At 71.0% G+C, this 26,496-nt stretch carries 23 protein-coding genes; 12 read left to right on the top strand and 11 right to left on the bottom strand.

The window, feature by feature from the left end; translation table 11 throughout:
- Nucleotides 1–32: 32 nt before the first annotated feature.
- The 4 genes from trpB (at nucleotide 33) to ACWEPL_RS03685 (ending at nucleotide 3,771) form a co-directional block, all read left to right on the top strand.
- Nucleotides 33–1,226, top strand: a complete 1,194-nt coding sequence (gene trpB / locus ACWEPL_RS03700) for a tryptophan synthase subunit beta (protein WP_363970365.1) — start codon at nucleotides 33–35, stop codon at nucleotides 1,224–1,226.
- Nucleotides 1,223–2,059 carry a tryptophan synthase subunit alpha gene (trpA, locus tag ACWEPL_RS03695; RefSeq protein WP_452435054.1) on the top strand — a complete coding sequence of 279 codons (837 nt, stop codon included), beginning with the start codon at nucleotides 1,223–1,225 and terminating at the stop codon, nucleotides 2,057–2,059. The genes trpB and trpA overlap by 4 nt, the downstream gene beginning before the upstream one ends.
- Nucleotides 2,017–2,772 carry a GntR family transcriptional regulator gene (locus ACWEPL_RS03690; protein ID WP_355197769.1) on the top strand — a complete coding sequence of 252 codons (756 nt, stop codon included), beginning with the start codon at nucleotides 2,017–2,019 and terminating at the stop codon, nucleotides 2,770–2,772. Before trpA ends, ACWEPL_RS03690 begins: the two co-directional genes overlap by 43 nt.
- A gap of 141 nt (nucleotides 2,773–2,913) precedes the next feature.
- Nucleotides 2,914–3,771, top strand: coding sequence for a thermonuclease family protein (locus ACWEPL_RS03685; RefSeq protein ID WP_363970361.1), 858 nt, complete (start codon nucleotides 2,914–2,916; stop codon nucleotides 3,769–3,771).
- Nucleotides 3,772–3,780: 9 nt separating this feature from the next.
- Here the strand turns inward: ACWEPL_RS03685 and ACWEPL_RS03680 are convergent, their stop codons facing one another.
- Both ACWEPL_RS03680 and ACWEPL_RS03675 read right to left on the bottom strand, forming a co-directional pair.
- Nucleotides 3,781–5,160 (bottom strand): pyridoxal phosphate-dependent decarboxylase family protein, encoded by a 1,380-nt coding sequence (locus ACWEPL_RS03680; RefSeq protein ID WP_452435051.1) that lies wholly within the window; start codon nucleotides 5,158–5,160, stop codon nucleotides 3,781–3,783.
- 42 nt (nucleotides 5,161–5,202) lie between these two features.
- Nucleotides 5,203–6,021, bottom strand: coding sequence for a helix-turn-helix domain-containing protein (locus ACWEPL_RS03675; RefSeq protein WP_452435049.1), 819 nt, complete (start codon nucleotides 6,019–6,021; stop codon nucleotides 5,203–5,205).
- Nucleotides 6,022–6,110: 89 nt separating this feature from the next.
- On the opposite strand from ACWEPL_RS03675, the gene ACWEPL_RS03670 reads away from it, so the two are divergent.
- Complete coding sequence (locus ACWEPL_RS03670; RefSeq protein WP_452435047.1) at nucleotides 6,111–7,364, top strand: alpha/beta hydrolase family protein; 1,254 nt, start codon at nucleotides 6,111–6,113, stop codon at nucleotides 7,362–7,364.
- On the opposite strand, the gene ACWEPL_RS03665 is transcribed toward ACWEPL_RS03670, so the two are convergent.
- Together ACWEPL_RS03665 and ACWEPL_RS03660 are read right to left on the bottom strand one after the other, a co-directional pair.
- The gene (locus ACWEPL_RS03665) at nucleotides 7,338–8,258 is read right to left on the bottom strand and encodes a slipin family protein (RefSeq protein ID WP_363970353.1); all 921 of its coding nucleotides are present in this window, start codon (nucleotides 8,256–8,258) and stop codon (nucleotides 7,338–7,340) included. The genes ACWEPL_RS03670 and ACWEPL_RS03665 overlap by 27 nt on opposite strands.
- Before the next feature lie 16 nt (nucleotides 8,259–8,274).
- A complete protein-coding gene (locus ACWEPL_RS03660) occupies nucleotides 8,275–9,267 on the bottom strand; it encodes a LacI family DNA-binding transcriptional regulator (RefSeq protein WP_452435044.1) in 993 nt (330 codons plus the stop codon).
- 74 nt (nucleotides 9,268–9,341) lie between these two features.
- Between ACWEPL_RS03660 and ACWEPL_RS03655 the strand changes: the two genes are divergently transcribed.
- From ACWEPL_RS03655 to ACWEPL_RS03640, 4 genes are all read left to right on the top strand, one after another.
- Nucleotides 9,342–10,280 carry a nucleoside hydrolase gene (locus ACWEPL_RS03655; protein WP_452435042.1) on the top strand — a complete coding sequence of 313 codons (939 nt, stop codon included), beginning with the start codon at nucleotides 9,342–9,344 and terminating at the stop codon, nucleotides 10,278–10,280.
- A complete protein-coding gene (add, locus tag ACWEPL_RS03650; protein WP_452435041.1) occupies nucleotides 10,277–11,191 on the top strand; it encodes an adenosine deaminase in 915 nt (304 codons plus the stop codon). Before ACWEPL_RS03655 ends, add begins: the two co-directional genes overlap by 4 nt.
- Before the next feature lie 119 nt (nucleotides 11,192–11,310).
- Entirely contained in the window at nucleotides 11,311–13,464 is a 2,154-nt protein-coding gene (locus ACWEPL_RS03645; protein WP_363970345.1) for a DUF6055 domain-containing protein, read from the top strand.
- A 22-nt stretch (nucleotides 13,465–13,486) separates the two neighbouring features.
- Nucleotides 13,487–14,032: a GrpB family protein gene (locus ACWEPL_RS03640; RefSeq protein ID WP_452435040.1), complete on the top strand. Its 546-nt coding sequence runs from the start codon at nucleotides 13,487–13,489 to the stop codon at nucleotides 14,030–14,032.
- A 1-nt stretch (nucleotide 14,033) separates the two neighbouring features.
- Here the strand turns inward: ACWEPL_RS03640 and ACWEPL_RS03635 are convergent, their stop codons facing one another.
- The 3 genes from ACWEPL_RS03635 to ACWEPL_RS03625 all read right to left on the bottom strand — a co-directional run bounded on the left by ACWEPL_RS03635 (nucleotide 14,034) and on the right by ACWEPL_RS03625 (nucleotide 17,902).
- Nucleotides 14,034–15,374, bottom strand: a complete 1,341-nt coding sequence (locus ACWEPL_RS03635) for an MFS transporter (protein WP_355197786.1) — start codon at nucleotides 15,372–15,374, stop codon at nucleotides 14,034–14,036.
- Between the two features lie 73 nt (nucleotides 15,375–15,447).
- Nucleotides 15,448–16,704, bottom strand: coding sequence for a serine hydrolase domain-containing protein (locus tag ACWEPL_RS03630; RefSeq protein ID WP_452435039.1), 1,257 nt, complete (start codon nucleotides 16,702–16,704; stop codon nucleotides 15,448–15,450).
- 217 nt (nucleotides 16,705–16,921) lie between these two features.
- Complete coding sequence (locus ACWEPL_RS03625) at nucleotides 16,922–17,902, bottom strand: trypsin-like serine peptidase (RefSeq protein WP_452435038.1); 981 nt, start codon at nucleotides 17,900–17,902, stop codon at nucleotides 16,922–16,924.
- Between the two features lie 171 nt (nucleotides 17,903–18,073).
- Here ACWEPL_RS03625 and ACWEPL_RS03620 point away from each other — a divergent pair, with 171 nt between their 5' ends.
- On the top strand, nucleotides 18,074–18,736 hold the full coding sequence (locus tag ACWEPL_RS03620) for a restriction endonuclease (protein ID WP_363970335.1): 663 nt from the start codon (nucleotides 18,074–18,076) through the stop codon (nucleotides 18,734–18,736).
- A gap of 103 nt (nucleotides 18,737–18,839) precedes the next feature.
- Here the strand turns inward: ACWEPL_RS03620 and ACWEPL_RS03615 are convergent, their stop codons facing one another.
- Together ACWEPL_RS03615 and ACWEPL_RS03610 are read right to left on the bottom strand one after the other, a co-directional pair.
- On the bottom strand, nucleotides 18,840–20,672 hold the full coding sequence (locus tag ACWEPL_RS03615) for an ABC transporter ATP-binding protein (protein WP_452435036.1): 1,833 nt from the start codon (nucleotides 20,670–20,672) through the stop codon (nucleotides 18,840–18,842).
- The gene (locus tag ACWEPL_RS03610) at nucleotides 20,672–22,507 is read right to left on the bottom strand and encodes an ABC transporter ATP-binding protein (protein WP_452435034.1); all 1,836 of its coding nucleotides are present in this window, start codon (nucleotides 22,505–22,507) and stop codon (nucleotides 20,672–20,674) included. The genes ACWEPL_RS03615 and ACWEPL_RS03610 overlap by 1 nt, the downstream gene beginning before the upstream one ends.
- Nucleotides 22,508–22,683: 176 nt before the next feature.
- Here ACWEPL_RS03610 and ACWEPL_RS03605 point away from each other — a divergent pair, with 176 nt between their 5' ends.
- Both ACWEPL_RS03605 and ACWEPL_RS03600 read left to right on the top strand, forming a co-directional pair.
- Nucleotides 22,684–23,571 (top strand): alpha/beta fold hydrolase, encoded by an 888-nt coding sequence (locus ACWEPL_RS03605; RefSeq protein WP_452435032.1) that lies wholly within the window; start codon nucleotides 22,684–22,686, stop codon nucleotides 23,569–23,571.
- Nucleotides 23,568–24,827: an MFS transporter gene (locus tag ACWEPL_RS03600; protein WP_452435030.1), complete on the top strand. Its 1,260-nt coding sequence runs from the start codon at nucleotides 23,568–23,570 to the stop codon at nucleotides 24,825–24,827. The genes ACWEPL_RS03605 and ACWEPL_RS03600 overlap by 4 nt, the downstream gene beginning before the upstream one ends.
- 33 nt (nucleotides 24,828–24,860) lie before the next feature.
- Here ACWEPL_RS03600 and ACWEPL_RS03595 read toward each other — a convergent pair whose 3' ends face one another.
- Nucleotides 24,861–25,748, bottom strand: coding sequence for a hypothetical protein (locus ACWEPL_RS03595; RefSeq protein ID WP_452435028.1), 888 nt, complete (start codon nucleotides 25,746–25,748; stop codon nucleotides 24,861–24,863).
- A 253-nt stretch (nucleotides 25,749–26,001) separates the two neighbouring features.
- On the bottom strand, nucleotides 26,002–26,259 hold the full coding sequence (locus ACWEPL_RS03590) for a hypothetical protein (RefSeq protein ID WP_452435026.1): 258 nt from the start codon (nucleotides 26,257–26,259) through the stop codon (nucleotides 26,002–26,004).
- Nucleotides 26,260–26,496 lie beyond the last annotated feature (237 nt).

Here is a 26,496-nt window from a genome sequence, read left to right as displayed (position 1 = left end):
ATAGTTGGAAGAGTTATAGATGGGTGAGGCGCATGACGGCAGGAGTCCTGGCGACGCGGCCAGGTGTGATGGAGGATCCCGGGGAGCGGGGCAGGTTCGGGGAGTACGGCGGGCTCTACGTGCCGGAGTCGCTGGTCGCGGCCTGCCGGGAGGTGGAGGCGGCCTTCCGGGAGGCCCGGACCGACCCGGCGTTCCGCGAGAGCCTCGCGGAGTCGCTGGCCCTGCACGTGGGGCGGCCCACGCCGCTGACCCCGGCGCGGCGGCTGTCGGCGGAGCTGGGCGTGACCCTGCTGCTCAAGCGGGAGGATCTCGCCCACACCGGCTCCCACAAGATCAATAACGTGCTGGGCCAGGCCCTGCTCGCGCTCCGGATGGGCCGTAAGCGGCTGATCGCCGAGACCGGCGCGGGGCAGCACGGCGTGGCCGTCGCGACCGCCGCCGCGGTGCTGGGGCTGCCGGCGACCGTGTTCATGGGGGAACGGGACGTCGAGCGGCAGGAGCTGAACGTGTTCCGGATGCGCATGCTGGGCACCGAGGTCGTACCGGTCGGCACCGGCAGCCGTACCCTCAAGGACGCCACCAGCGAGGCCATGCGCCACTGGGTGACGGCGACAGAGGAGGCGTACTACTGCGTCGGCTCGGTCATCGGGCCCAACCCGTACCCGTGGATGGTGCGCGAGTTCCAGCGGGTCATCGGCGACGAGGCGCGCGGGCAGTGCGCCGGGGCGCTCCCGGCCGCCGTGCCCGACTACGTCGTGGCCTGCGTGGGAGGCGGCTCCAACGCGGCGGGCACGTTCGCCGGGTTCGTCGACACCGCCGCCCGGCTGGTCGGGGTGGAGGCGGAGGGAGGCGCCGGGGCTGCCAGGGGCAGCCTCGGCGTGCTGCACGGCTTCCGCTCGCTGTTCCTCCAGGACGACCACGGGCAGATCACCGAGGCGCACTCCATCGCCGCCGGCCTCGACTACCCGGGGGTCGGGCCGGAGCACGCCCACCTGCGCGACCTCGGCCGGGCGCGCTATGTCACGGTCTCCGACGAGGAGGTGGTGGACGCGGCGGTGCGGCTGGCCCGTACCGAGGGCATCGTGCCGGCGCTGGAGTCGGCGCACGCGGTCGCGTGGGTGATCCGCGCGGCGCGTACGGGCGAGCTGCCGCCGGGTGCGACGGTCCTGCTCACCCTGTCCGGCAGGGGCGACAAGGACATCTCGACCCTGAAGGAGCTGGTATGAGCACCGGCCTGCTCGAAAGCTCGCTGCGCGCCCGGCGCGACGGCGGCCACAAGCTGCTCATGCCGTACGTGACCGGCGGCATCACCCCCGGCTGGACCGGCTACCTGCGGGCGTTCGCCGCCGCCGGCGCGGACGCGATCGAGCTCGGCCTGCCGTTCTCCGACCCGACGCTCGACGGCGCCACCATCCAGGAGGCGTCGGACGCGGCGCTGGCCCGGGGCGCGACGGCCCACGGCATCCTGGCCGAGGTCGCCGAGCTGCGCCTGGACGTGCCGCTGGTCGCCAGCACCTACTACAACCTGGTGCTGCGCGACGGGCCCGAGGAGTTCTGCCGGGCGCTGCGCCGGGCGGGGATCGCCGGGCTCATCGTGCCCGACCTGCCGCTGGACGAGGCCGGCGAGCTGGCGGACGCGGCCGCCGCCACCGGCGTCGACCTGGTCCTGCTCGCCTCCCCCGCGACTCCGCGGCGACGGCTGGACGAGATCGCGCGCCGCAGCCGGGGCTTCGTCTACGCCGTCTCGGTGATGGGCACCACCGGCGAGCGGGCCGCGCTCGCCGAGCCCGCCGCGGCCCTCACCGAACGGATCAAGCAGGGCAGCGACCGGCCGGTCTTGCTAGGATTTGGCATTTCCACGCCGGAACAGGCCGTGGAAGCCACCCGGCGCGCCGACGGTGTCGTCATCGGTGCCGCGATCATGCGCCGGATCCTCGACGGGGCGGCGCCGGACGACGTCGGCGCCTACCTGACGGGCCTGCGGCGGGCCCTTGACCAGGAGCGTGACGAGACACGATGGCCCGCGACGCCGGACACGAGGCGAGGTACCGCGCCATAGCCGCCGACCTCGCCGCGAAGATCCGGTCGGGACATTACGCTCCCGGCGCGGCGCTGCCGCCCCAACGCGAGCTGAGCGCCTCGTACGGGGTCACCCTGATGACCCTCCGCCAGGCGCTCCGGCAGCTCAGCGACGAAGGGCTGATCGTGCAGCAGGCCGGCCGGGGCACGTTCGTGTCCCCGCCGCACCTGGCCTACCAGCTGGGCTCCCTGCAGAGCCTCGCCGACGACCTCAGGAAGCAGGGCCACGAGGTACGCACGGTCGTGCTCGGGCGTTCGCTGCGCCGGGTCCCGGCCGGGGTCGCCACGCAGCTGCGCACCGCACCCGGCGAGAGCGCGCTGCGACTGGAACGGGTGCGCGAGTTCGCCGGCCGCCCCGCGATCCACCAGGTCTCCTGGATCCGGCGGCCGGCGGCCGAGCAGATCCGCGACCGCGACTTCACCGCCGTCTCCCTCTACGGCGCCCTCGCCGACTGCGGCGTGGCGGTGGCGCGCGCCTCGGAGAAGATCCGGCCCGGCCGGCTCGACCCGGCCGTCGCGGCGCACCTCGGGGAGCCGCCCGGCAGCCCGGTCTTCCTCAGCGAGCGGATCACGTACGCGCTCGACGCCACCGCGCTGGTCGCCGACCACGCCACCATCCTGGGCAGCATGATGGAGATCCGCACAGAACGGGCCGCCACCGGCCTCTCCCTCACCTGGGGCCCGAGCACCTGACCCCCACGCGCAAGGCCACCCAGGTAGATCTTGGTCAATGTTTTCGATCTACGTCGTCCCAGGTCAGCGTGTCAGTCGCCGGGGAAGACCGATCGGCTGCGATGTTGGCGCTCCAGGTCTCACCCGGTGTTGGAGCGCAAAATGATCAATCTCGGCTTCGTCGGGCCCAGCCGTCCCGCCAATGACTACAAGCTCACCGACGTGGTCGACGGTGACACCCCGAAGATCGAAATGTCGGTCCGCATGGTGTCCATCGACACCCCGGAAACCCACTTCGGGGGCACCCCGGTCACGGCCCAGGCCGCGCTCGATCGCACCAAGGCCCGGCTGCAGGACGGCACGTACGACGCCATCCCCGAGCACCTACGCGAATACCTCATCTCGCGCATCACCCCGAACGCCGCGGACCACCACATGACCGCCGGCCAGCTGGCGGCCGAGGCGCACAAGACCATGGTGAAGACCCGCCTGACCCGCCCGGACGGCACCCAGCGCAAGCTGGCCGTCATCGCCACCGGCGAGCTCGTCGAGAACCACGGCCGCCTGCTGGCCTACACCGCGCCCTGGTTCGCCGGCGGGACGTCGGACCCGATGCCGCCCCGCGACGACCCGCAGCGCCGCACCTTCAACCTCGACCTGCTGTCCCTCGGGTGGGCCGCCAGCTTCCTCATCTACCCCTCCATCCCGCCCTCGTTCGACCTGAACCTGATGCTCGACGAGGCCGAGGTGGCCTGGCAGCAGAAGCGCGGCGCGTGGGCGCAGTTCGGCCCGGAGCTGCTGCTGGGTTACGAGTACCGGGCCTGCGTCAAGCTCGGCACCAATGACCTGAAGAACCCCGCCGAGGCCGTCGCGAACGCCTACGAGCGCGTGTGCGTGGACCTGCGCACCCTGACCGAGGTCGGCCTGTTCGGCTACCACCAGGTCCCGCCGCCGAACCGGCTGTGGATCTGGAAGAAGGACCTGGAGCAGGCCCGCAAGGACCTGCCCATCAAGCATTAGGCCCGTCGCTCACGCCGCCGTGCCGATGATGCCCAGGGCCTCCTCGACGCGGTCGGCGTGGGTGCGGAAGCTGAGCACGCACAGGCGCAGGAAGAACCGCCCGTCGACGGTGGTGCTGCTCAGGAACACGCGCCGGGTCTCGTTGACGTCCGCCAGGAGCCGCCGGTTGCGCTCGTCCGTGCCGCGCAGCCGGAAGAGCACGACCGTCAGGTCCGGCCGCCACGGCACCTCGAAGCGCGGGTCCTGGGCCAGCCGGCGGTGGACGTGGCCGGCGAGGTCGAGCTTCTCGTCCAGCTCCCGCTCGAAGGCGCCAACGCCGTGCAGGTGCAGCGGCAGCCACAGCCGCAGGCCGCGGAACTCCCTGGTCAGCTCCACCCCGAGGTGCCCGTAGTCGGGCAGGCCGTCCAGCGCCCGCAGGTCCTGAAGGTACCGGCCGTCGGCCGCGTGGGCGGCGTGGAGCACGGCCGGGTCGCGTACCAGCAGCAGGCCGGTGCCGTACGGGAGGAAGAGGCTCTTGTGCGGGTCCAGCACGATCGAGTCGGCGGCCTCGATCCCGGCGAGCCGGGTCCGGCCGCGTTCGGTGAGCTGGAAGCCGCCGCCGTAAGCGGCGTCCACGTGGAACCAGAGCCCTTCGCGGCGGGCCAGTTCGCCCAGCTCGGGCAGGGGATCGACGGTGCCGGAGCTGGTGGTTCCGGCGGTGGCGACCAGCAGGAACGGGTGCAGTCCCGCCGCGCGGTCGTCGGCGATCATCCTGGCCGCCGCCGCGACGTCCATGCGCAGGTCCGCGGTGGCGGGCACGACGCGGATCCGCTCCGGAGGCAGGCCCGCGATGCGGGCGGCCTTGGCGACGCAGTAGTGCGTGTGCTCGGTCACGTACAACGTGCCGTCGCCGGGGCGGCCGTGCCGGGCGGCGAGCAGCGCCGACAACGTGGCCGGCGAGCCGCCCGTCGTGACCAGCCCGCCCGCGCCCGCGGGCAGGCCGAAGCGGTCGCAGAACCAGGTCAGCACCCCGTGTTCCATGGCGACCAGGGCGGGTGACATCTGGGCCACGCCGGTGAAGCGGTTGGCGGTCTGGGCGAGCAGCTCCGCCAGCGCCGCGGTGACCAGCCCGCCCGCCGGGAAGTAGGCCAGATAGCCGGGCCCCGCCGTGTTCACGCCTTGCCCGGCCGCCTGGCGGAACGTCTCCAGGAGCGCGCCGAAGTCGCCGGGGCCGTCGGCAGGCGGCCGGAGCAGCTCGGTGGCCGGCCGGTCCGCCCGCCCGTAGTCGCTCGCGGGCGCCGAGTCCAGCTCGGCGACCCAGTCGGCCAGGAAGTCCACCGCCTGGCGGCCCAGCCGGGCGACGGCGGATCGGTCGAGTTCGAGGGGAAGAGCACTTTCGTCGGTCGTCACGCGAGGCACCGTAGACCGGTGGCGGACGTCAAGGATTGGACGTTATTGCACCCCGCGCTGGTAGGCGCGGGGCGGGACGCCGACGAGGCTCCGGAAGTGCCGCGAAAGGTGCGACTGGTCGCAGAACCCCACCGCCACCGCGGCCTCGGCCGGCGGCACGCCCTGTCGCAGCAGCTCGCGGGCCTTTGCGACGCGCAGCTGGGTCACGTACGCGTGCGGCGGTATGCCGTACGCGCGCCGGAACGAGCGCAACAGCGCGAACGGCGTGACCCCGGCCGCGGCGGCCAGCTCGTTCAGGCCGGGCGGGTCCGGCATGGTCGCGTGCAGCAGGTCGCGGATCCGGGCCATGCTCCTCCGCCCGGCCGAGCGGGCCGGGCGCCTCGGGAGTCGCGTGCCGTACGCGCCGAGCACGAGGGTCAGCAGTGCGTGCAGCAGGGAGTCGGCGGCCAGCGACGGGCCGGACTCCGCCGCGCGATGGGCCGCCGTCACCCGCCGGGCCACCCGTACGTCGGACACCACCCTCCGGTCGAACGACGGGATCCCAGCGGGCAGGCCGAGCTCGTCCGCGACCTCTCGCACCTGCTCGACGCTCGGGTACAGCACCCGATACGTCCACCCGTCGGCGGTCGGGGGCTCGCCGGTGTGGACGATGCCGGGCTCGATCAGCACGACGTCGTCCATGCCCGCGTACTCGACGCCGTCGGCGAAACGGATCTCCTCCAGGCCCGCCTCCAGCGTCCCGATCGCGTACGTCTCATGGCTGTGCCGGGCGAACCGGCGCCGGACGAAACGCGCCCGCATCAGATCCAGACCGCCGAGACCGCGATAACGCCAATAGCTGGCGAACTCCGCAGATGCCATGGCGTCCTCCCCGTTAGGTCCAGAGTAGGCATTTTCTACGATCTCATCCTGTGCTACCTTTCGCATAAATCGAGAAAGGTTGGGACGTGATGGCAGCCGACCCGGCGGCGACCGCCACGACGGTCGTCGAGATGGCCCGCGAGGGACGCTTCACGGAAATCGAGGGCCTGTTCGCGGGGCCGCTGCGGGCTCAGGTGTCCGCCGAGGCGCTGCGGGCCGTCTGGGCCGCCGAGATCGGGCCCGTCTCCGCCGTCGGAGAGCCGGCCTGCGAGCCGATCCGGGCGGGGCTGGTCAGGGTGAGCGTTCCGGTGACGTGCGAGCGCGGAGGGCTCGCGGTCGTCATGTCGGTGGACGACGCCGGCCTGCTGAACGGCCTGCGCCTCGCACCCCTGGACACCGCGGTGTGGGAGCCGCCGGCCTACGCCCGCCCGGAGCGGTTCGAGGAGCACGAGGTCACCGTCGGCTCCGGCCCGTCGGCCGTGCCCGGGACGCTGAGCCTGCCGCGCGGTCCAGGCCCGTGGCCCGGTGTGGTGCTGCTCAGCGGCGGCGGGCCGTTCGACCGCGACGCCACCAGCGGGCCGAACAAGCCGCTCAAGGATCTGGCCTGGGGCCTGGCGAGCCGGGGTGTGGCGGTGCTGCGCTACGACAAGGTCACCCACGTCCACGCCGACCGGCTGGCCGGCGACTTCACGATGGCCGACGAGTACGTCCCGCACACGGTCGCCGCCGTCCACCTGCTCCGGCGGCGGCCGGAGGTGGACCCCGGGCGGGTCTTCGTCCTCGGCCACAGCATGGGCGGCAAGGCGGCCCCGCGGATCGCCGCCGCCGAGCCGTCCGTGGCCGGTCTGGTGATCATGGCCGGTGACGCCCAGCCGATGCACGAGGCGGCCGTACGCGTCGTCCGCTACCTCGCCTCGGTGAATCCCGACTGGCAGGCGGCGGTCGAGATGATCACCCGGCAGGCCGCCACGGTCGCCGGCCCGGACCTGTCGCCCGCCACGCCGGCCGAGGACCTGCCGTTCGGCTTCTCCGGCTCGTACTGGCTGGACATGCGCGGCTACGACCCCGTGGCGACCGCGGCGGCGCTGGACAAGCCGATGCTCATCCTCCAGGGCGGCCGCGACTACCAGGTGACCGTCGACGACGACCTGGCGCGGTGGCGGGCCGGGCTCGCGCACCGGCCGGACGTCACGTTCCGCGTCCACGACGCCGGCAACCACCTGTTCTTCCCCGGTACGGGCCCCTCGACCCCGGCGGAGTACGAGCCGCCGCAGCACGTCGATCCGGCCGTGGTCGCCGACATCGCCGAGTGGCTCTCACCGGGTCAGCGGGAGATCACCTGACTTCTGTCCGGTCTCAAGGGCCGACTCGCTCTCGCTCCGCTGCGCCGGCAGCTCGGGAACGCCCTCCTCCTCCGTGAGCGCGGGCCGCTCGGGCCGCACCCGTTCGGAGCCAACCGTGGCGGGCTCGGCCGGTGCGGCGTTCTGCGTCGCCCGTTCGAAGAAGCGCAGCAGCTCGACCGGTAGCGGCATGATCAGCGTGGAGTTCTTCTCCGCGGCGACCTCCACCACGGTCTGCAGCAGGCGCAGCTGCAGCGCGCCCGGCGTCTGGGCCATGATGCCCGAGGCGTCGGCCAGCTTGCTCGCGGCCTGCAGCTCGCCGTCGGCGACGATCACCCTGGAGCGCCGCTCGCGCTCCGCCTCGGCCTGGCGGGCGATCGACCGCTTCATGGCCTCGGGCAGCTGCACGTCCTTGATCTCCACCCGGTCGATGTGGATGCCCCAGCCGAGCGCCGGACTGTCGATCATGAGCGCGAGGCCCCTGTTCAGCTCCTCGCGGTTGGTCAGCAGGTCGTCCAGCTCGCTCTTGCCGATGATGGACCGCAGCGAGGTCTGCGCCACCTGCTCGACGGCGAACAGGTAGTTCTGCACCTCGATCGCGGCCCGCATCGGGTCCTGCACCCGGAAGTAGGCGACGGCGTCGACCCGTACGGAGATGTTGTCCCTGGTGATGCCCTCCTGCGTGGGGATCGGCATCGTGACGATCTGGACGTTGACCTTCCGCATGCGGTCGACCCCGGGAATCAGGAACCTCAGGCCCGGGTCGCGGATCTGCTGTTGTGCCCGGCCGAAGCGGAAGACGATGCCGCGTTCGACCTGGTTGACGACTCTCACCCCGGTGACCACCACCAAGAAGAGGAAGAAGGCGATGACTCCGAGCACGATGTTGATGTCCATGGACCTATCCCTTCTCTTACGAGAGTAGGTCCAGATCTCCTCCTCCGCAGCCGCAGCTGCGCCGCGGGATCAGGGCGGCGCGAGTGGCGAGCGGGGCGGCCGCCTCGTCGAACAGCAGGGCCACGGCCTGCTCGGCCATGGCCTGGAGCGGCTGCTCGGTCACCGTGAGCGCCGGAGCGGTGTGGGCGCTCTCCGGTGTCCCGTCGAGGCTGATCACGGCCAGCCGGTCGGGGACGGCGACGCCGCGGGCCCAGGCGCCGGACAGGACCCCGATGGCCTGCTCGTCCGTGGCGGTGACCAGGGCAGGTGGCAGGGTGCCCGCGTCGGCGAGGCGGCGGGTCAGGGCGTCCGCGGCGGCCCGCGAGTAGTCACAGCGCAAAAGCTCGGCGCCGGGGACGGCCGCCTGCCAGGCCGCCCGCCGCACGCCCACGGGTCCCTCGTCGTCGGGGCCGGCCAGGAAGGCGATGTGCCGGTGCCCGTGCCCGCGCAGGTGCGCGACCGCCTCCCGTACCGCGTCCTGGTTGTCGGCCGCCGCCACGGGCGCGCCCGGAGGCCCGTTGTGGACGTAGACGGCCGGTACGCCGGCCGCCTCGGCCACCTCGGCCACGTCGCCCACGGAGTCGGCCGAGACGATCACCAGGCCGTCGACCTGGGCGGCCAGGAAACGTTCGACGAGATGCCGCTGGCGCTGCGCCGAGTAGCCGGCGTTGCCGACCAGCGTGAGCAGGTCGCGGCCCTCGAGCGCCCGCTCGACGTGCCTGGCCAGGGCCCCGAAGTAGGGGTTGGACGCGTCGGCCAGCACCAGCCCGGCCACGCCCGTGGTGCGCGAGCGCAGCGCGCGGGCGATGCGGTTGGGCCGGTAGCCGAGCTCCGCCGCCGCGGCCAGGACCCGCTCGCGGGTGGCGGCCGCCACGGGACGGGGCCCGTTGTTCATCACATAGCTGACCACCGCCGTCGAGGTCCCCGCTCGGCGGGCCACGTCGGCCAGAGTGCTCGGACGTTTCCTCATGGCGGTTTACATTCTCGCATCTAATCGATTAGATATGCACTTGGCAGTTCTAAACGATTAGACAAGAGGTGACCGTGCTGCCCTTGATCGTCGACACTGACACCGGCTCGGATGACGCCGTGGCGCTGCTGCTGGCCGCCGCCAGCGGCCTGGCCGACGTACGTGCGGTGACGACGGTGGCGGGCAACGTGCCCCTGGCGACCGCGACCCGCAACGCGCTCATCTCCCTGGAGACGGCCGGCCGCCCGGAGATCCCCGTCCACGAGGGCTGCGAGAGCCCCATGACCCGCCCGCTGTCCACCGCCCAGCACGTGCACGGCCAGGACGGGATGGGCGATCTGGGCCTGCCCGGCCCCCTGCGGGCCGCCAAGCGGGAGCACGCCGTGGACGTCCTGCTGACCGCGCCCCGCCGCCTCCCCGGCGAGCTGACGCTGGTCACCCTGGGGCCGCTCACCAACCTCGCCGCCGCCCTGCTCCGCGACCGCGACCTGCTCTCCCGGTACCGGCACGTGTACTGCATGGCCGGCGCCGCGGACCTGTGGGGCAACGTCTCGGCCACCGCCGAGTTCAACGTGTGGGCCGACCCCGAGGCCGCCCGCGTGGTGCTCCAGGCCGCCACGCCGGACCAGGTGACCTGGATCGGCTGGGACGTCTCGCGCCGGGATGCCGTGATGACCCCGGCGGACCAGCTCCGGCTGGAGCAGCTCGGCACCCCCATGGCCACCTTCGCCCACCGCGTCAACCGTACGGTCGCCGAGTGGGCCCGTGACGTCACCGGCCTGTCCGGCTACGACCTGCCCGACCCCGTCGCCATGGCCGTGGCGCTCCGGCCCGAGCTGGCCGTCGAGCGGGAGCGGGCGTACGTGGACGTCGCGCTCGGCGACGAGACCCGCGGCCAGCTCATCATCGACCGCCGCCGCTCGGCCCCCGCCCCGAACCTGACACTGGTGCGGCGGGTGGACGAGACCGCTTTCAAGCAACTGCTCTTCGACACCTGTGAGGGACCGCGATGAACCAGCGTTACGAGTTGCACTGCCACCTCGACGGATCGGTACGCCCGAGCACGATCGCCGATCTCGCGCGCCGCCAGGGCATCACCCTGGAAGCCCCCGTCGAGCAGCTGGTGACGGCGCCCGCCGGGTGCGGCAGCCTGGGCCGGTTCCTGACGTACATCGAGGTGCCCCTCCAGGTGCTGCAGACGCCCGACGCGCTGAGCAGGGCCGCCCGCGAGCTGGTGGAGGACTGGAGCGCGGACGGCGTGGTCTACGGCGAGGCGCGCTTCGCGCCGCAGCAGCACGGCCGCCTGGGCATGACCATCGACGAGGCGGTCGAGGCCGTCGCCGAGGGCCTGGCGGCGGGCGAGGCGGCGACGGGAGTGCGTACCGGGCTGCTGCTGTGCTGCCTGCGGCACCAGACGCCGGAGCAGAGCCTGGCCGTCGCCGAGACGGCGCTGCGGCACCGCGACAAGGTGGCCGGGCTCGACCTGGCCGGCGACGAGCTGCTGTACGCGGCCACGCCGCACCGGGCCGCGTTCGACCTCGCCCACGCGGCCGGTCTCCCCTGCACGGTGCACGCCGGCGAGGCGGCAGGCCCGGAGAGCATGTGGGAGGCGATCGACGTGCTCGGCGCCCGCCGGATCGGGCACGGCGTCCGCTGCACCGGCGACTCCGCGCTGCTCGAACGGCTGCGCCGCGACCGGATCGCCCTGGACATGTGCCCGGTCAGCAACGTGCTGACCGGCGCCGTCCCCGGCCTGGCGGAGCACCCCGCGATCCCGCTCCTGGAGGACGGGCTGGCGGTCACGATCAGCACCGACGCGCGTACCACCGCCGGGACCACGCTGGAGCGGGAGTTCGCCGGGTGGACGGCCGAGCAGGAGAAGCTCGCGCAGGCGAACGCGGCGGAGGCAGCCTTTCGGAACTGAAAGTTTCACCGGGTCTTGACAGCCTCTGTTGCGAACCTCAACACTCTATGCCGCTCCAAAATATGTGACATAACGCACAGTGTTAGCGCTAACAAAAAGAGCGGCTCGGAGGTTTCCGAATGAGACGATTGCGGGCGGCGACGGTCGCCCTTCTGATGCTGGTCACCGCGTTCCTCACGACCACCCCGGCGGCCACGGCGGCGGCAAAAGCCGTCTTCATCCCCGCGCGGTGGCAGAGCACGGGCGAGGTGCCGTGGGCCAACGACCGTACGAAGGAGTCCGCGAACTTCATCTTGTTATGGGGCGACCGATCGGGCACGAACCCCAAGACCGCGCCCTCCCCGTACAACTTCGACCCCGACAACATGCTCAGCCAGCTTGAGACCCTCTACTCCTTCTACGTGAACACCATGAAGTTCACGCCGGAGACCGGGCTGCTGGCCCAGTACAAGATCATCGTCATCGTCACCAGGACGTGGTCGAACGCGCCGCTCGACGCGTGGGCGACGGGCGGCTCGACCGACGGCAAGGTCGGCGTCATCAACATCGCCCCCGCCGCCGCGCTCCCCGGCTCCTGGGGGCTGGCGCACGAGTTGGGGCACGTGTTCCAGAACTACACGTTCCTCGGCAGGTCCGGCTACGGGTTCACGGACCCGAGCGCGGGCACGTTCTGGGAGACGAGCGCCGAGTTCATGGCCATGCAGGTCTACCCGAAGACGGCCGCGGGCGACCTGACGAGGTTCATCCGCACCGAGAACCTCGCCTACAGCAGCAGCCGGCACCACTACGGCAACTGGATGCTGCTGCAGTACATCAAGGACCGCGACGGCCTGGCCATGTTCAACCGCCTGTGGAACGAGGCCAGGAGCAACGAGCACCCGCTGGAGACCTACCGCCGCATCGCCGGCATCGACCAGGCGGAGCTCAACCGGCGGCTGGGTGAGTACGCCCAGCGCAACGTGACGTGGGACTACTCCAACCGCGCCGACTTCATGCCGTTCATCAACAGCCTGTATCCCTTCGTCACTGCCTACAACGGCGTGGAGGCGCAGGCGGTCAACGCGGCGGCCGGGCACTTCCGCGTCTCCGACGCCATCGCCCCCTCCGACTACGGCTACAACAAGATCCGCCTCGTCCCGAGCAGCGACGGCGCGCTCATCCGGATGCGGTTCAGGGGCCACGTCAACTCCGCGGCCGGATCGGGCTGGTCGTACGGGTTCGTCGCGGTGAAGAATGGCACGCCCCGCTACAGCCCGATCTACAACTCCTCGAACGGCGAGGTGACCTTCCAGACCCAGGCGGGCGAGAAGGACGTCTACCTCGTGGTCGTCGGCGCCCCGAGCGCCGTCCACAAGTACGCCTTCCTCGACGGCTACCCGAAGAACTACCGCTACCCGTACCAGTTCCGCCTGCAGGGCGCCACGCCGTGGGGCTTCGAGCCCGGTCACGTGAAGCCGGCCGCGCCGGGCGGCGGCCACTGGCACTCCAACGGCGGCGGCTGGGTGGACAACCGCGCCAACGTGGCCGCCACCGCCTACGTCGGCCCCCGGGCCGCCGTGTACGGCAACAGCACGGTCAGCGGCAACGCCCGCATCGAGGACCTGTCCTGGGTCAACAGCGGCGCGACCGTCGGCGGCAACGCCGTGGTGAAGAACAGCGCGCTGGTCCAGGGCGGCGCCAACCTCGGCGGCAGCGTGGTCGTCGGCGGCGACGCCGAGCCCGCCACGGCCTGCTCGTCGGGCACGTACCTGATGTTCAACCCCGACCGGCGCTGCGACGGCGGCGGTGGCGAGGCGGACGTCAACCCGTCCCACCCGATCTTCAGCGACGACGACCTCGCCTTCGGCGGCGGGGGCGGCAACCCCACGCCCGTCAACCTGGCCTCGAGCGCGACCCCCTCGGCCTCGTACACCTCGCCCTGGGAGAGCGTCGCGGCCGTCAACGACGGCCTCGTACCGAGCCCGCGCTGGGGCACCTGGCCGGAGACCGGCACCCAGTGGGCCGAGCTGACCTGGTCCTCGACTCAGACGATCAAGTCGGCCGAGGTCTACTTCTTCGACGACGGCGGCGGCGTGCGCGTGCCCGCCTCGTGGAAGCTGCAGTACTGGAACGGCAGCGCGTACGCGGACGTGCCCGGTGCGAGCGCGTACGGGATCACGGCCGGGGCCTACAACCCGGTCACGTTCACCGCTGTCAGCACCACCAGACTGCGGGTCGTGCTGCAGAGCGGCCAGGGCTCGGTCGGGCTCCTGGAGGTCCGCGCCTTCGGCTGAGGCGACCCTGGATAATCGGCGCATGGCAGATCCCGTCGAGATAGCCGACCACGACCCGGCCTGGCACGAGGAGTTCGCCAGGATCGGCGAGGCCCTGCGCCGGCGGCTCGGCGACGTGGCACCGCGGATCGATCACATCGGATCGACCGCGGTGCCCGGCCTGGCGGCCAAGCCGGTGATCGACGTCCAGGTGTCGGTGCGGTCGTTCGAGCCGCCGGAGGCGTTCAGGTCGCCGCTGGAGAGCCTCGGCCTGGTGTACCGGGCGGACAATCCCGACCTGACCAAGCGCTACTTCCGCGAGGCGCCGGGCGAGCGCCGCACGCATGTGCACGTACGCGTGCTGGGCAGTTTCTCCCAGCAGCTCTCCCTGCTCTTCCGCGACTACCTGCGCGCCCACCCCGGGACAGCGGCCGAGTACGCGGCGGTCAAGCGGCGTCTCGCGGCCGAGTTCCGGCACGAGCGGCACCGATACGTCGAGGCGAAGCGGCCGTTCATCTGGGACACGCTCCGCCAGGCCGACGGCTGGTCTCAGATCTCCGGCTGGACGCCGGGCCCGAGCGACGCGTGACTCAAGGGCTGGTCTCGGTCTCGCGTACGTCGTCGTACTCGACGGCGTAGTCCTGCTTCGACCGGTCCTTCAAAGCGAACGCCGCAACCACGCTGATCAGCGCACATATCGCCATATAGACGGCTATGGCGAACGAGCTCTGGTACGTCGCGTACAGCCAGACCGCGATCAGCGGCGCGGGCCCGCCCGCCGTCACCGAGGCCAGCTGGTAGCCGAGCGAGGCCCCGCTGTAGCGCAGCCGCCCGGTGAAGCTCTCGGCGATGAACGTGGCCTGCGGGCCGTACTGGATGTCGTGAATGGGCGCCGCCAGCACGATGGCCAGCAGGACCAGCGAGGGGACGCGAGTGTCCAGCAGCGGCCAGTAGACGAACGACCAGACCACCATGGCCGCGGAGCCGATGATGTAGAGCTTGCGGCGCCCCACGATGTCCGAGACGTATCCCCAGAAGGGCACGGTGAACAGCGACACGATCCCGGCGGCGATGACGTACGGGTAGATGTCGCCGGCCTTGAACCCCAGGGTCTTGGTGGCGTACGTGAGGATGAAGACGGTGAAGATGTAGAACGGCGCCTGCTGCCCGGTCCGGAGCAGCGCGCTCAGCACGATCTCCCGCCAGTTCCTGACGATGACCTCGCGTACGGGGACGCGTTCGACCCGGTTCTCCTGGAGGACCTTGGTGAAGACCGGCGTCTCCAGGATGCCGAGCCTGATGTAGAGGCCGACGCCGGCCATCACGATGCTGAGCAGGAACGGGATGCGCCAGCCCCAGTCGGGGTCGAGCGGCTGGAACACCTCGAGGGCCAGGTAGCCGAGCACGAGCCCGACGGGCACCCCGAACTGCGGCCAGCTCCCCAGGAACCCCCGCCGCCCGCCGCGCGACTTCCCCCACTCGGTGGCCAGCAGCACGGACCCACCCCACTCACCGCCGACGCTGATGCCCTGCAGCAGCCGCAGCACGGTCAGCAGGATGCCGCCCCAGATGCCGATCTGCTCGTACGTCGGCACCAGCCCGACCAGCGCGGTGGCGATGCCCATGCTCACGAGCGTGATGATGAGCGTGGCCTTGCGGCCGATCCGGTCGCCGTAGTGCCCGAAGATCGCCGCCCCGATCGGCCGGGCGGCGAATCCTCCGAAGTAGGTGCCGAGAGACAGGAGCAGACCCGTGGTCGGGTCGCTCTTGGGGAAGAACAGCTCCGCGAAGATCGTGCTGGCGGCGAAGCCGTAGAGGAAGAAGTCGTACCATTCGATCGAGGTCCCCACGGCGGAGGCGATCACCGCCCGGACCAGTTGCCTTCTCGTCTGCTGCTGACCTGTCGCGTCGAGTCGCTGCTCCTCGGCCATCTACCGCTCCTCGGTAGGTCTTACCTTTCCCGCGACGTTACATGACGCAACATTGGCGGTCACGAGGGTGCTTTCAGAAGTATTTGGGCGCCAGGTCCGTGGTGGGCCACGTCTTCACGGTGCCGATCGCCTCGCCGAGGATGGGGTCGATCGCGTCGAAGTCGGGCGTTCCCTCCTCCTCCCTGCGGTTGAAGATCGCGCAGTAGCTGACGCCGTTCTGCACCCGCGCGAGAAAGCTGTACGTGCCGGGCATGCTGCCGGTGTGCCAGGTGTTCAGCCCGCCGGCGTTGTTGTTGCGCGCGTACCAGCCGAGGCCGTACCAGGAGCCGCCGGCGGTCACGCCGGTCTCGGGCTTGGCGAAAATCCGGGAGATCGACGTGGAGTTGAGCACGGGCCCGGCGGCGTCGAAGACGAAGCCCCACTTGACCAGGTCGACGGCCGAGGCGAGCCAGCCGCCGTTCGCGTCCTGGTTGGGCATGTTGAACCCGCCGTAGGGGTACGGCACGACGGCGCCCGACTGGTCCACGACGCTCTTGTTGGTGTACTTCGAGGCGTAGGTCACCTCGGTGGAGAAGGCCTCGGAGCGGAGGCTGCGGCCGAGCCGCGGCCGGGTGATCCCGGCGGGGGCGAGGAGCTTCTGCCGCACGTACGACTCGTAGCTCATGCCGGAGACCTTCTCGATGATCCGCCCGGCCAGCATGTAGCCGTAGTTGCTGTAGACGAACTTCGTGCCCGGGTCGAAGTCGAGCTTCCTCGCGGTGACGTACTTCATGATGTCGGCGTGGTCGATCGGCAGCGGCGCGTCCAGCGACGCGGAGATCGTGGCGTCGTTCCACAGCGGGTCCTTCGACACGTTCCTGTCCCAGCCGCCGAGGTGCTGGAGCAGGCGCCACAGGGTGACGTTCGCCAGCCGGGGGTCCGCCGTGGTGGACAGCCCCAGCACGGTGGCCACCTTGGTTCCCAGGGTCAGCTTGCCGTCCTGGACCAGGCGGACGATCGCGGCCGCCGTGAGGCTCTTGCTGAGGCTCGCCACCCGGAACAGGGACGTCGGCTGCACCCGCACGATGGGGGCGCCCGTCTTGGAGTAGAACCCGTAGCCGCGCGCGAGCAGGATCTTGCCGTTCTTGGCGACCGCGAGCTGGGCGCAGGAGATGTCCCGTTCCGTGATGAACGTCTTCATCGCCTTGTCGAACCCGGCCATCGAGCTCGGCACGACACCGGTGGTCAGCGGCTCGGCCACGGCGGCCGACGCGGGACGCGCCCCGAGCGCGATCGCCGGCACGGCACCCGCGCCCGCCTGGAGGAGCCGTCGGCGGCTGAGTGTGGTCACATTTCCCCCTATTGTCACAAAAGCCTCAAGAGTAGCCTTCAGCAGGCCAGGTGGTCAGCGGCGGGCCAAGGTGGTCGGCACCGCGCTCAAACGGCCGCCGCAGCGTGATCGGCAGCGCTCGGGCAACCGCCGCAGCGCGGTCTGCAGTGCTCGGGCAACCGCCGCAGCGTGATCGGCAGCGCCTGGGCAGCAGTTGCAAACGCGGACGGCGGCGCGCTCAGGCGGCCTCTGCGGCGCGGAAGGTCTTGAGCGCCTCGGGGCCGAAGTAGGAGCCGTAGCTGGTGGTGCTGTTGCGCAGCGCGTGGGTGGAGATCTGGTAACCGGTGCCAGTGATCTTGTTGAAGCTCTGGAACCACGGACCGCCGCTGGACCCCCCGCCCATGTCGCACAGGAACGCGTACTTCATCCCGTACGCCGGGGTCACCGAGGCGCCGCTGCAGTACTGCAGCGTCTGTCCACCGTTTCCGTTGCTCGGATAGCCGAGCAGCAGGTTGGACGAGCCGGCGGCGGTGGAGTTGAACCTGAGGCCCTGGCCGCCCACGGTCTGCACGGCCGTCTTGCCCTTCACCGGCTTGACGACCAGCATGCCGAAGTCGAACGGCGGCTGGTGAGCGCCGTCCTTGTAGTAGCCGGACCAGATGAACATCGTCCGCGCCACGAACTTGCCGTAGGGTGCCGCGCCGTTCTTGTACGCCGGAACGAAGACCAGGTTGGTGCTCCACCGGCCCTCGCCGTCGATCATCGCGTGCCCGACGGTGACGACGACGTCCCCGTCCGCGCTGGTCACGACGTTGCCGGAGGCCACGAAGTCCTTGCCGTTGCCGCCGGTGCCGAACACCTTGCCCGCCGTCTTGGCGATGAGGCCGCCGGACTTCCACGTCCGCTGCTTGGCCGCCGAGGTGACGTACGGGGTGACCCACCGCTTCGTACCGGCCGACGGGGTGGGCGCGATGTCCACCTGCTCCTGCGCCGCGTACGGCGTCGCGCTCCTGGTCGCGCCACTCCCCGCATCATCGGGGGCGGCAAGCGGCTGAGCGGCCCGCATCCGCTCCGGCGTCCAGTAGTCGCTCCCGGCCGCGAACGTCGTCGGGACCTGACGCGCGAGCGGCGCATCCGCCTCCGGGGGCTCGGCGACGGCGGCGTGGGTACCCAGCCCGAGCATCAAGGTGGTCAAGCCGACGATGGGCAAGGTACGCATGGGGCCTCCGTGACAAGCGTGACGGAGAAGATTTACCACACCTGTCACGAAAATGGACAATCGTCACAGACCACCCAGCCCACCGGCACCCGCCGACCTGACAACATCGGCCGCTCTGTCGGTGCCGCGCTTCATACTCGCCAGCAAACACCGGTCTTCCAGGAGGGACCCATGGCGAGGGGATCCAGGCGGGGCAACAAGCGGCGAAAGTCGAACGGCATCGACGATCTTCGGCTGATGGGGTTGGCGGGAGCCGTCGTCGCGATCGTTTTCGTGGTCTACTTCATCACCGAATATCCGGGATGGGCGATGGCCATAACCGTCGTCCTGATCGCGGCCCTGAGCGGCGGGCTCTTCCTGCGGCACCGGGTCATCCAGGCCCGCCGCCTGCAGTTCCTCGCGGCCAACGCGGCCCTGGAGAAGGTCGACCTCATGACCGGGCCGCAGTTCGAGGAGCTGGTCGCCGAGCGCATGATCGCCCAGGGGTTCCGCCGGGTGCGGATCCGGGGCGGCGCCGGGGACGGCGGTGTGGACATCACCGCCGTCGCGCCCGACGGCACGCGCTGCGCCGTCCAGTGCAAGCGCTACAACAAGAGCGTCGGCGCACCGGCGGTCCGCAACTTCCTCGGAGCCCTGGCCAACGCCTTCACCGGGCACACCGGCGTGCTCATCACCTCGGGGCGCCTCACCCGCCAGGCCCGTCAGGAGGCGACCGACGCGCGCCAGAGGCTGCTGCTCGTCGAGCGCGACCTGCTCGCCGATTGGCTGACCGGGAGGTTCGCGCTGCTCGCCAAGCCAACCCGGCTGGTCGAAGGCGACGAGCTGGCGACCTGAAGCCGGCGCCGCTGGTCGAAGACGACGTACTTGGCCACCTGAAGCCGGCGCCGCTGGTCGAAGGCGACGTACTTGGCGACCTGAACAGCGGCGAGCCGGGTGGTCAGCCGGAGCCGCCGCTCGTCACGGAGACGAAGCCGGAGCCGGCGCGGTAGTTGGGGGACTGGTGGCGGAAGTAGGTGTTGTAGACCTCGCAGTAGCGCCCCCCGCGAGCCAGCAGGGTCGCGTGGTCGCCCTCCTCCACGATCCGCCCGTGGTCCAGCACGATGATGCGGTCGACGTGCTCGATCGTCGAGAGCCGGTGCGCGATGACGATCGACGTCCGCCCGGCCAGCACCAGGTCGAGACCCTCCTGGATCTGGGCCTCGGTCAGCGGGTCGACGCTGGCCGTGGCCTCGTCCAGGACCACGATCGCCGGGTCCTGGACGAGCAGCCGGGCCAGCGCGACGAGCTGCCGCTGCCCCATCGACAGCGCCCGCCCGTGCTCGTCCACGTCCGTCTCCAGCCCGTGGGGCAGGGCCTCGATCCAGTCGCCGCCGCCCACCGCGGCCGCCGCGGCGCGTACCTCGTCCTCGCCCGCCTCCGGCCGCGGATAGCGGATGTTGTCGGCGACCGTGCCGCTGAACAGGAACGGGGCCTGCGGCACCGCGCCGATCTGGCTGCGGTAGGCGCCCAGCTCAAGGGTGCGGATGTCGCGCCCGTCGATCAGCAGGCGGCCTTCCTGGAACTCGTAGAACCGGGTGATCAGCTTGCTGAGCGTCGACTTCCCGGCGCCGGTGTGGCCGACCAGCGCCACGGTCTCCCCGGCCTCGATGCGCAGGTCGAAGTCACGCAGCACGGGGCTGGCGGCGTCGTAGCCGAAGGTGACGCCCTGGAACTCGATGCGCCCGGCCAGCCTGCCCGGCGGCTCGGCGGCGCTCTGCACCACCCGCGGCGGGGCGTCGATCAGGGCGAAGACGCGCTCGGACGCGGACAGCCCCTGCTGGAACTGGGACCAGAACGCGGCGATGGACGTCAGCGGGAACCAGAAGAGCGACACGCCCTGCAGGAACAGGTACCAGTCGCCCGCGGACAGCCCGCCGTCGAGCACCTGCGCGCCGCCCAGCCGGACCAGGCCCACCGTCGCGAGCCCGGCCACCAGGAAGAGCACGGGGAAGATGGTGGAGAAGACGAACCCCTGCCGGAGCGTCACCTGGTAGCTCTGCCGGTTGATCGGCCGGAACTCGTCGTAGACCTGCTGCTCCTGGCGGAAGTTCTTGGCGACCGCGATGCCGCCCATGGTCTCCTGCAGGTTGGCGTTGACCCGGCCGAGCGAGCGCTGCGCCCTGCGCGTGCTGATCCTGGCCAGCCGCCGGAACATCAGCGCCAGGCCCACCACGATCGGCACCACCAGCAGCGTCAGCAACGTCAGCTCGACGCTGCGTACGAACAGCAGGACCGTGACGAAGCCGACCATCAGCACCTGGCTGATCAGGTCCATCGTCAGCGTGGACACGGTGGCGAAGTCGTCGGTGTCGGACGTCACCCGGCTGACGATCTTGCCGGACGGGGTCTCGTCGTAGAACGACAGGTCGCGCGCCAGCACCGCGTCGAACGCGTCCTCGCGCAGCCGGAGCACCACGTCACCGGTGACCTGCGCGCTGTATTTCTGCCGGATGAAGTTGAACACCCACGAGAGCACCCCGGTGACCAGGATCCCGCCCGTGAGCAGCCAGCCGACCGAGCCGATGGTGCCGTCGGAGACCGCGTCGACGGCCAGGCTGCCCAGCGCCGGCACGGCCGCCTGGCTCGCGGACAGCAGCACGATCATGGTGGCGACCAGGACCATCGACCCCAGCTTGGGCCGGAAGTACGACACGATGCGGCGTAGCAGGGCCCGGTCGCTGTAGGTGCGGTCGTAGTCCTCGGCGTCGAGGCCGTCCATGACGAAGCCCATCAGCGCACCCTTCCCTGCTCCGCGGCCAGCACCCCGTCCACGTCGCCATCACCGTCCAGCTCGACCTCGTCGTAGTGCGCGAAGATCCGGCGGTAGAGCCGGCTGCGTGCGATCAGCTCGTCGTGGGTGCCGAAGTCAACCACTTCGCCGCGTCTGAGCAGGAGCACCTTGTCCGCCCAGCGGATCTGCGAGAGCCGGTGGGTGATCAGCAGCGTGGTGCGCCCCTCGAGGATGCGCCCGATCGCCTGCTGGATCCTGTCCTCGGTGGCGGAGTCGATGGCGCTGGTCGAGTCGTCGAGCACGAGGATCGCCGGATCGGTCAGCAGCGCCCGCGCGATGGCCAGCCGCTGCCGCTGCCCGCCGGAGAGCGTGACCCCGCGCTCGCCGATCACGGTCTCGTAGCCGTCGTCCAGCTCGGAGATGAACTCGGCGGCCTGGGCGTCCTCCGCCGCCCGCACCACGGCCTCGTGATCGGCCCGCTGCCCCAGGCTGAAGGCGATGTTCTCGGACACGGACCGCGAGAACAGCACGATGTCCTGCTCGATGGTGGAGATCTGGGACCGCAGCGAGTCGAGGTCCCAGTCGCGCACGTCCACGCCGTCGACGAGGATCCGACCTGACGTGACGTCGTAGATCCGCGGCACCAGCTTGGTCAGCGTGCTCTTGCCCGACCCGGTCTCGCCGACGATCGCCACCGTCTCCCCCGGCCGCACGGTGAACGTCACCCCGCGCACCGCCGGCTCCTCGTCGTCCTCGTAACCGAACGTCACGTCCTCGAAGACGAGCTCCCCGCTGATCGGCGCGGCGTGCCCCTCGGCCCGCTGCTCGATCTCGCTGTCGGAGGTGACGACGCTCAGGATCCGGCGCGAGGACACGATGCCGATCTGGATCAGGGAGAACGTGAAGATCGACATCTGCGTGGGGAACCCGAGCTGGCCCATGAGCCCCATGAACGCCACCAGCTCGCCGATGGTGATCGCCCCGATGCCCTGGAGGTAGAGGCCGTGCCACAGCGCCCCGGCCATGGCGAAGGAGAACAGCAGGGTGGGCAGGTAGCGGGCCTGGACCAGCCCGTTGCGTACGAAGAGGTCGCGGTAGAGCCGCGCGTCGCGGCGGAAGCGCCGCCGCTCCTGCGCCTCCTGCGCGGTCACCTTGATCACCTCGATGCCGCGCACGGCCTGGTTGAGCCCGGCGTTGAGGTCGCCGAACTGCTCGCGCATGCGCGTGGCCACCGGGTTGAGCTGCCGCATGTAGTGCCAGAGCGCCATGGTGAACACGACGGCGAACAACCCGGGCGACAGCAGCAGCCGCGGGTCGATCGCCCCGATGAAGAAGATGGGCACCAGCCCGGTGAGCCCCGAGTCCACGATCAGATCGACCCCGGGCGTGATCATGATGGAGAGCTGCCGGATGTCGTTGGCAGCCCTGGCCATCAGATCGCCGACCCGCTGGCGGTTGTGGAAGGTCTGGCTCTTGCCGAGCAGGCTCACGTAGAGCTCGTCGCGCGCGTCCCGCTCAAGGCGCTTGGCCAGCACCTCGCTCGACAGCCTGGCCACGAGGTCGAACAGCCCCCGCGCCAGCACGATCGCCAGCAGCGCGAGCGCGATGAAGCCGAGCGCGTCGAGCGGCTCGGCCTGCCGCCCCAGCACGGCGTCGAAGGCGTCGCCGGTGAACAGCGGCACCATGGCGTTGAGCACCACCATGACCAGCGACCCGCCGAGGAACCCGAGCAGGTGCACCGGATGCCGGCGAAGATGGGACCAAAGCCAGCGCACCGGGCCGCGCCGGTTGTAGCTCGGGCCGGAGACAGAGAACTCCGAACTGCTGGTGGTCACTGGCAGGCCCTCCCCCGGGCACGAGCACGCGAGTATCGAACCTGCTTTCTATCACCGGGCACCGACAGTTTCCCAGCCGATTTTCACCGGGTCTCGGCCGGCGCGCGGACGACCCCCAAATGAAAGGTCCGATATCCGCCGTCGTCCCGCCCCCCGATCGGGCCAAGATGAGCGCCATGATCGAACATCCCCCTGGTCAGGCGTACGAGATCCGCGGCGGCCGGCGCATCTGGGTCGAGCAGCACGGGGACGGCGACGCCGTGGTGCTGCTCGCCGGACTGGGCCCCGCGGGATCGCATGTGATCTTCCACCCGCACTTCGACGGCCTGGCGGCGGATCACAGGGTGATCTACGTCGACCTGTTCGGCCGCGGCCGCTCCGGCCGTCCTCGGCACCTGTCCGAGATCACCTTCGCCGATGACGTCGCCGACGTGGCCGCGCTGCTCGGGCAGCTGGGCCCCGCCCACCTGTACGGCTTCTCGTACGGCGGGCTGGTCGCGCAGGCGATCGCCATCGACCACCCCGCCGTGGCGCGTACCGTCACCCTGGCCAACACCCTGCACAGCCCCGAGATGTGGCACCTCAACCACGCCAACATCAACCGTGAGCTGGCCACCCAGCTCCCCGAGGTGTGGGAGCGGATCCAGGCGCTGCGGCTGGACGGGCTGCGCTCCACGGACGAGCCGCTCAGGCGGGAGTTCGCCAAGGCGGCGGCCCTGGTCCGCTTCTACGACCCGGCCAACGCCGCCCTGCTGGCCGACGAGCCCGGCGCCAGGAACCAGGAGCTTTATCCGATCTTCTGCGGCGACGACGTCGATTTCGTGATCGGAGGTGAGGTGGCCAGGATCCCCGACTTCCGGCCCCGGCTCAAGGAGATCAGCGTTCCCCTGATGGTGCTGGCCGGCCGCCACGACCGGGCGCTGCACCCGGCGCTGCAGCGCGACTTCCGGCGCTTCGCACCCCAGGCCCGGTTCCACATGCTGGAGCGCAGCGGCTCGTTCGGCCACGTCGAGGAGACGGAGACCGTCCACTCGCTGCTGCGGGACTTCTGGTGGCAGGCATGACCGTCATGACGGAGACGTCCGGACGTACGGCCCGCCGGAGCTTCGGGCTGCTGTGGGCGGGGCAGTCGTTGTCGCTGTTCGGGGACCAGTTCATGACGCTGGCGCTGCCGCTGCTCGCGGTGACGGTGCTGGGCGCGACGCCGGCTCAGGCCGCGTTGCTGCCGTTCGCCATGTTCCTGCCCTTCCTGCCGCTCGGCCTGCCGGCCGGCGCCATCGTGGACCGGTTGCCCCGCCGTACCGTCATGCTCGTCTGCGACGGCGTCCAGGTGGTCGCGTTCGGCGCGATCTGGGTGACGGCGGTCACCGGCGTGCTCAGTTTCCCCCTGTTGTTCGCGCTGGTGCTGGTGAGCGGTTGCGCGGTGGTGTTCTTCCAGGTCGCCTACACCTCGTACCTGCCCGGGCTCTTCCCCGACCCTGGCGAGCTGCACACCGGCAACACCCGCCTGGCGCTGTCGGAGTCGACCGCGAAGGCGGTCGGGCCGATGGTCGCGGGGCCGGTCATCGGGCTGCTCGGCGTGGCCGGCGCGCTCCTGGCCAACACCGTCAGTTTCGCCGCCTCGCTCGTGGCGCTGGTCGCGATCCGGCACCGCGAGGCGCCGCCCGCCGTCACCGTGCGGGAGCGGGGCTGGGTACGACGCGACGTGGCGGCCGGGCTCAGGTTCGCGCTCGGGCATCCGGTTCTGGAGCCGGTCCTCGCCTGCGGCACCGTTTACGTGCTGTTCCTCTCCATGGTCGAGACCAGCCTGGTCCTGTACTGCCGCAACGTCCTGGGACTGTCGCCGCAGTGGATCGGGATCGTGGTGGGCGCCGCCGCGGCCGGCTACCCGATCGGCAACCTCGCCTCGGCCTTCCTCATCAGGCGTCTGGGCAGTCCGCGCGCGCTCATGCTCGCCGCCACCGTGTCGGTGCTGGGCATCGTGGCCATGCCCGCGCTGGGGGCGGCGCACGGCAGCCTGGGAGCCGCCGGCCTGGTCATCGGCAGCATCGTGCACTGCGTGGGCGAGGGCGCGTTCAGCCCCATCTCGCTGACCCTCCGCCAGACCCAGACCCCGCCCGAACTCCTCGGCCGGGTGTCCGCCGTGCAGCGGTTCCAGTTGTGGGGCGCGGTCGCGCTCGGCGCCCTGCTCGCCTCCGCGGCCACGGCGCTCGCCGGGCTGGAGTCGACGGTGTGGATCGGCGCGCTGGGCACGATCCTGTGCCTGCCCGCTCTCCTGCGCCGCGGCATCCGCACCGCCGTGCTCACCCGTACCGTCTGAACCACGCCACGAGTACAAAACACCCGGGGCAGGTCAGCGCCTGCGTTTCTTGCCGTGACCGGAACGGCGGCCGCGCGCCCCCGGCCGGGGTCCCTCGACGAAGCGAAGCGTGTGGGAACGGGCACGCAACGGCTCGGCCACCAGCCTGCGCAGCTCGTCCATGCCGATCGTGGCGGGATGACCGGATTGCGCCACCGCCTCGATGATCTGTGGCGCCTCCCTGCCGGCCATCTGACCGAGCTGCGTCACGACCTCCTCCGGACCGGCCAGCTCCAGCAGGTTGAGCAGGCCTTCGGTCATGAGCAGGAGTTGCTCGGAGGAGGACAGGTCGTCGGGTCCCACCGCTCCGACGTCGTGCAGCAGGGTGACGGCGATGGGGCCGAGCACGCGGTCCCCGCGCAGACGCGCGAGGAGCGACCGGCCGTCGGGACGAGCCTCCACCAGCGTGCTCAGCATGACGGACGCGCGGGTACGGAACGGGCAGGCCCGTATGGCGTCCAGCAACGGCTCGACGTCCCCGCCGTGTGCCGCGAGCCAGCCCGCCAGCTCCGTCGCGGCCTCCTCCGGCGGGTAGTGCTCCGCGAGCACGCCGAGCAGCTCACCAGGCGCGGCCTCCGCCAGCTCTCCCACCAGCGGCGCGTCCCGGCCCTCGGCGAGCATCCGCTCGCGCACACCCCGCAGGCCGAGCGGGGTCAGGCTCACGAGCAGGCCCGGCTCGGTGAGCACGGCACGCAGCCGGGCCCGTGCGTCGGGCGGCAAGGGTTGCTCTTCGTCGTCATCGCCCAGGTCGCTGAGGTAGAGGGCGTCGGCGACGCCATGGCTCAGCTCCACCGCGCCGAGCTCGGCCAGGGTCTCCAGCGCCGCGACCAGGTCGTCGTCGACCTTCCGCCGTTGCGGGTTCTGCGGCCGATCGTCCAGCATCCAGGTATTCGCGGCAGGCCAGCCAGACCGTCTCCTGGAGGCGGGCCACGGGGACCCCGTCCGAGAGGCCGTACACGCTGTTCAGTACGTCCGCCATCACCTCGTCGAAGACCCTCGCCGGCGGCGGCCGGACGTCCCACCCCGAGACGGAGGCGCCGATCACCGGGCCGAGGCCGAGGAAGACCTCGAAAGCCGGTGCCGAGGAGCTCGGCCAGCTCGCGGGCGTCGGCCACGCGAAGGTTTCCCGCGCTGGTCAGCGGCCGGCCCTCCGTTCCGACCCAGTCGGCCAGCGCCGCCAGCCTCCGTACGGTCTCGCTTCGCGCCGCGGCGGCGGCATCCCAGAAGCGAGCCGTCCGTCTCTGCTGCGATGGCGGGAGTCCAAGGCCGCCGTCAGCACCAGGTCGTCGGAGGCCAGTCCGCAGTCGTCGGCCCAGTCCAGGCAGCGGCGGATCAGCAGGTCCTTGGCCGCCTCGAACTCCTCTTCCCGGTCCGGCTCGAAAAAGGTCCGCATGATTCCCCATGGTGGTCCCGGCTGCCCCGGAGGCTCGAAGCCGCACGGGCCGATGACCCCCCATGATGGTCCATCGGCCCGCTGTGCGTGCTCGGACCGTGGTCTGAGTTCCTCGACGATCTGCCGCCGCGCGAGATGAGGGAAATGGTGCACGAGGATGGGCAATCGGGCGGGCAGCGTGAGATTCGGCTCGTGCATCGATCCGATCGAATCTGTCACCGTTCGATGGCACACTGT

It is taken from the genome of Nonomuraea sp. NPDC004186 (assembly GCF_053603495.1).
Note: the sequence above shows the minus strand (reverse complement) of the source record. Positions and strands in the feature narration are given on the sequence as shown.

Bases quoted from the DNA above. Each gene is read 5' to 3' on its own strand.
- ACWEPL_RS03685 (WP_363970361.1), top strand. From the start codon at position 2,914: ATGATCAATCTCGGCTTCGTCGGGCCCAGCCGTCCCGCCAATGACTAC.
- ACWEPL_RS03600 (WP_452435030.1), top strand. From the start codon at position 23,568: ATGACCGTCATGACGGAGACGTCCGGACGTACGGCCCGCCGGAGCTTC.
- ACWEPL_RS03675 (WP_452435049.1), bottom strand. From the start codon at position 6,021: ATGGCATCTGCGGAGTTCGCCAGCTATTGGCGTTATCGCGGTCTCGGC.
- ACWEPL_RS03665 (WP_363970353.1), bottom strand. From the start codon at position 8,258: ATGGACATCAACATCGTGCTCGGAGTCATCGCCTTCTTCCTCTTCTTG.
- ACWEPL_RS03640 (WP_452435040.1), top strand. From the start codon at position 13,487: ATGGCAGATCCCGTCGAGATAGCCGACCACGACCCGGCCTGGCACGAG.
- trpA (WP_452435054.1), top strand. From the start codon at position 1,223: ATGAGCACCGGCCTGCTCGAAAGCTCGCTGCGCGCCCGGCGCGACGGC.
- ACWEPL_RS03615 (WP_452435036.1), bottom strand. From the start codon at position 20,672: ATGGGCTTCGTCATGGACGGCCTCGACGCCGAGGACTACGACCGCACC.
- add (WP_452435041.1), top strand. From the start codon at position 10,277: ATGAACCAGCGTTACGAGTTGCACTGCCACCTCGACGGATCGGTACGC.
- ACWEPL_RS03605 (WP_452435032.1), top strand. From the start codon at position 22,684: ATGATCGAACATCCCCCTGGTCAGGCGTACGAGATCCGCGGCGGCCGG.
- ACWEPL_RS03660 (WP_452435044.1), bottom strand. From the start codon at position 9,267: ATGAGGAAACGTCCGAGCACTCTGGCCGACGTGGCCCGCCGAGCGGGG.
- ACWEPL_RS03590 (WP_452435026.1), bottom strand. From the start codon at position 26,259: ATGCGGACCTTTTTCGAGCCGGACCGGGAAGAGGAGTTCGAGGCGGCC.
- ACWEPL_RS03620 (WP_363970335.1), top strand. From the start codon at position 18,074: ATGGCGAGGGGATCCAGGCGGGGCAACAAGCGGCGAAAGTCGAACGGC.
- ACWEPL_RS03645 (WP_363970345.1), top strand. From the start codon at position 11,311: ATGAGACGATTGCGGGCGGCGACGGTCGCCCTTCTGATGCTGGTCACC.
- ACWEPL_RS03635 (WP_355197786.1), bottom strand. From the start codon at position 15,374: ATGGCCGAGGAGCAGCGACTCGACGCGACAGGTCAGCAGCAGACGAGA.
- ACWEPL_RS03595 (WP_452435028.1), bottom strand. From the start codon at position 25,748: ATGCTGGACGATCGGCCGCAGAACCCGCAACGGCGGAAGGTCGACGAC.
- ACWEPL_RS03625 (WP_452435038.1), bottom strand. From the start codon at position 17,902: ATGCGTACCTTGCCCATCGTCGGCTTGACCACCTTGATGCTCGGGCTG.
- ACWEPL_RS03670 (WP_452435047.1), top strand. From the start codon at position 6,111: ATGGCAGCCGACCCGGCGGCGACCGCCACGACGGTCGTCGAGATGGCC.
- ACWEPL_RS03690 (WP_355197769.1), top strand. From the start codon at position 2,017: ATGGCCCGCGACGCCGGACACGAGGCGAGGTACCGCGCCATAGCCGCC.
- trpB (WP_363970365.1), top strand. From the start codon at position 33: ATGACGGCAGGAGTCCTGGCGACGCGGCCAGGTGTGATGGAGGATCCC.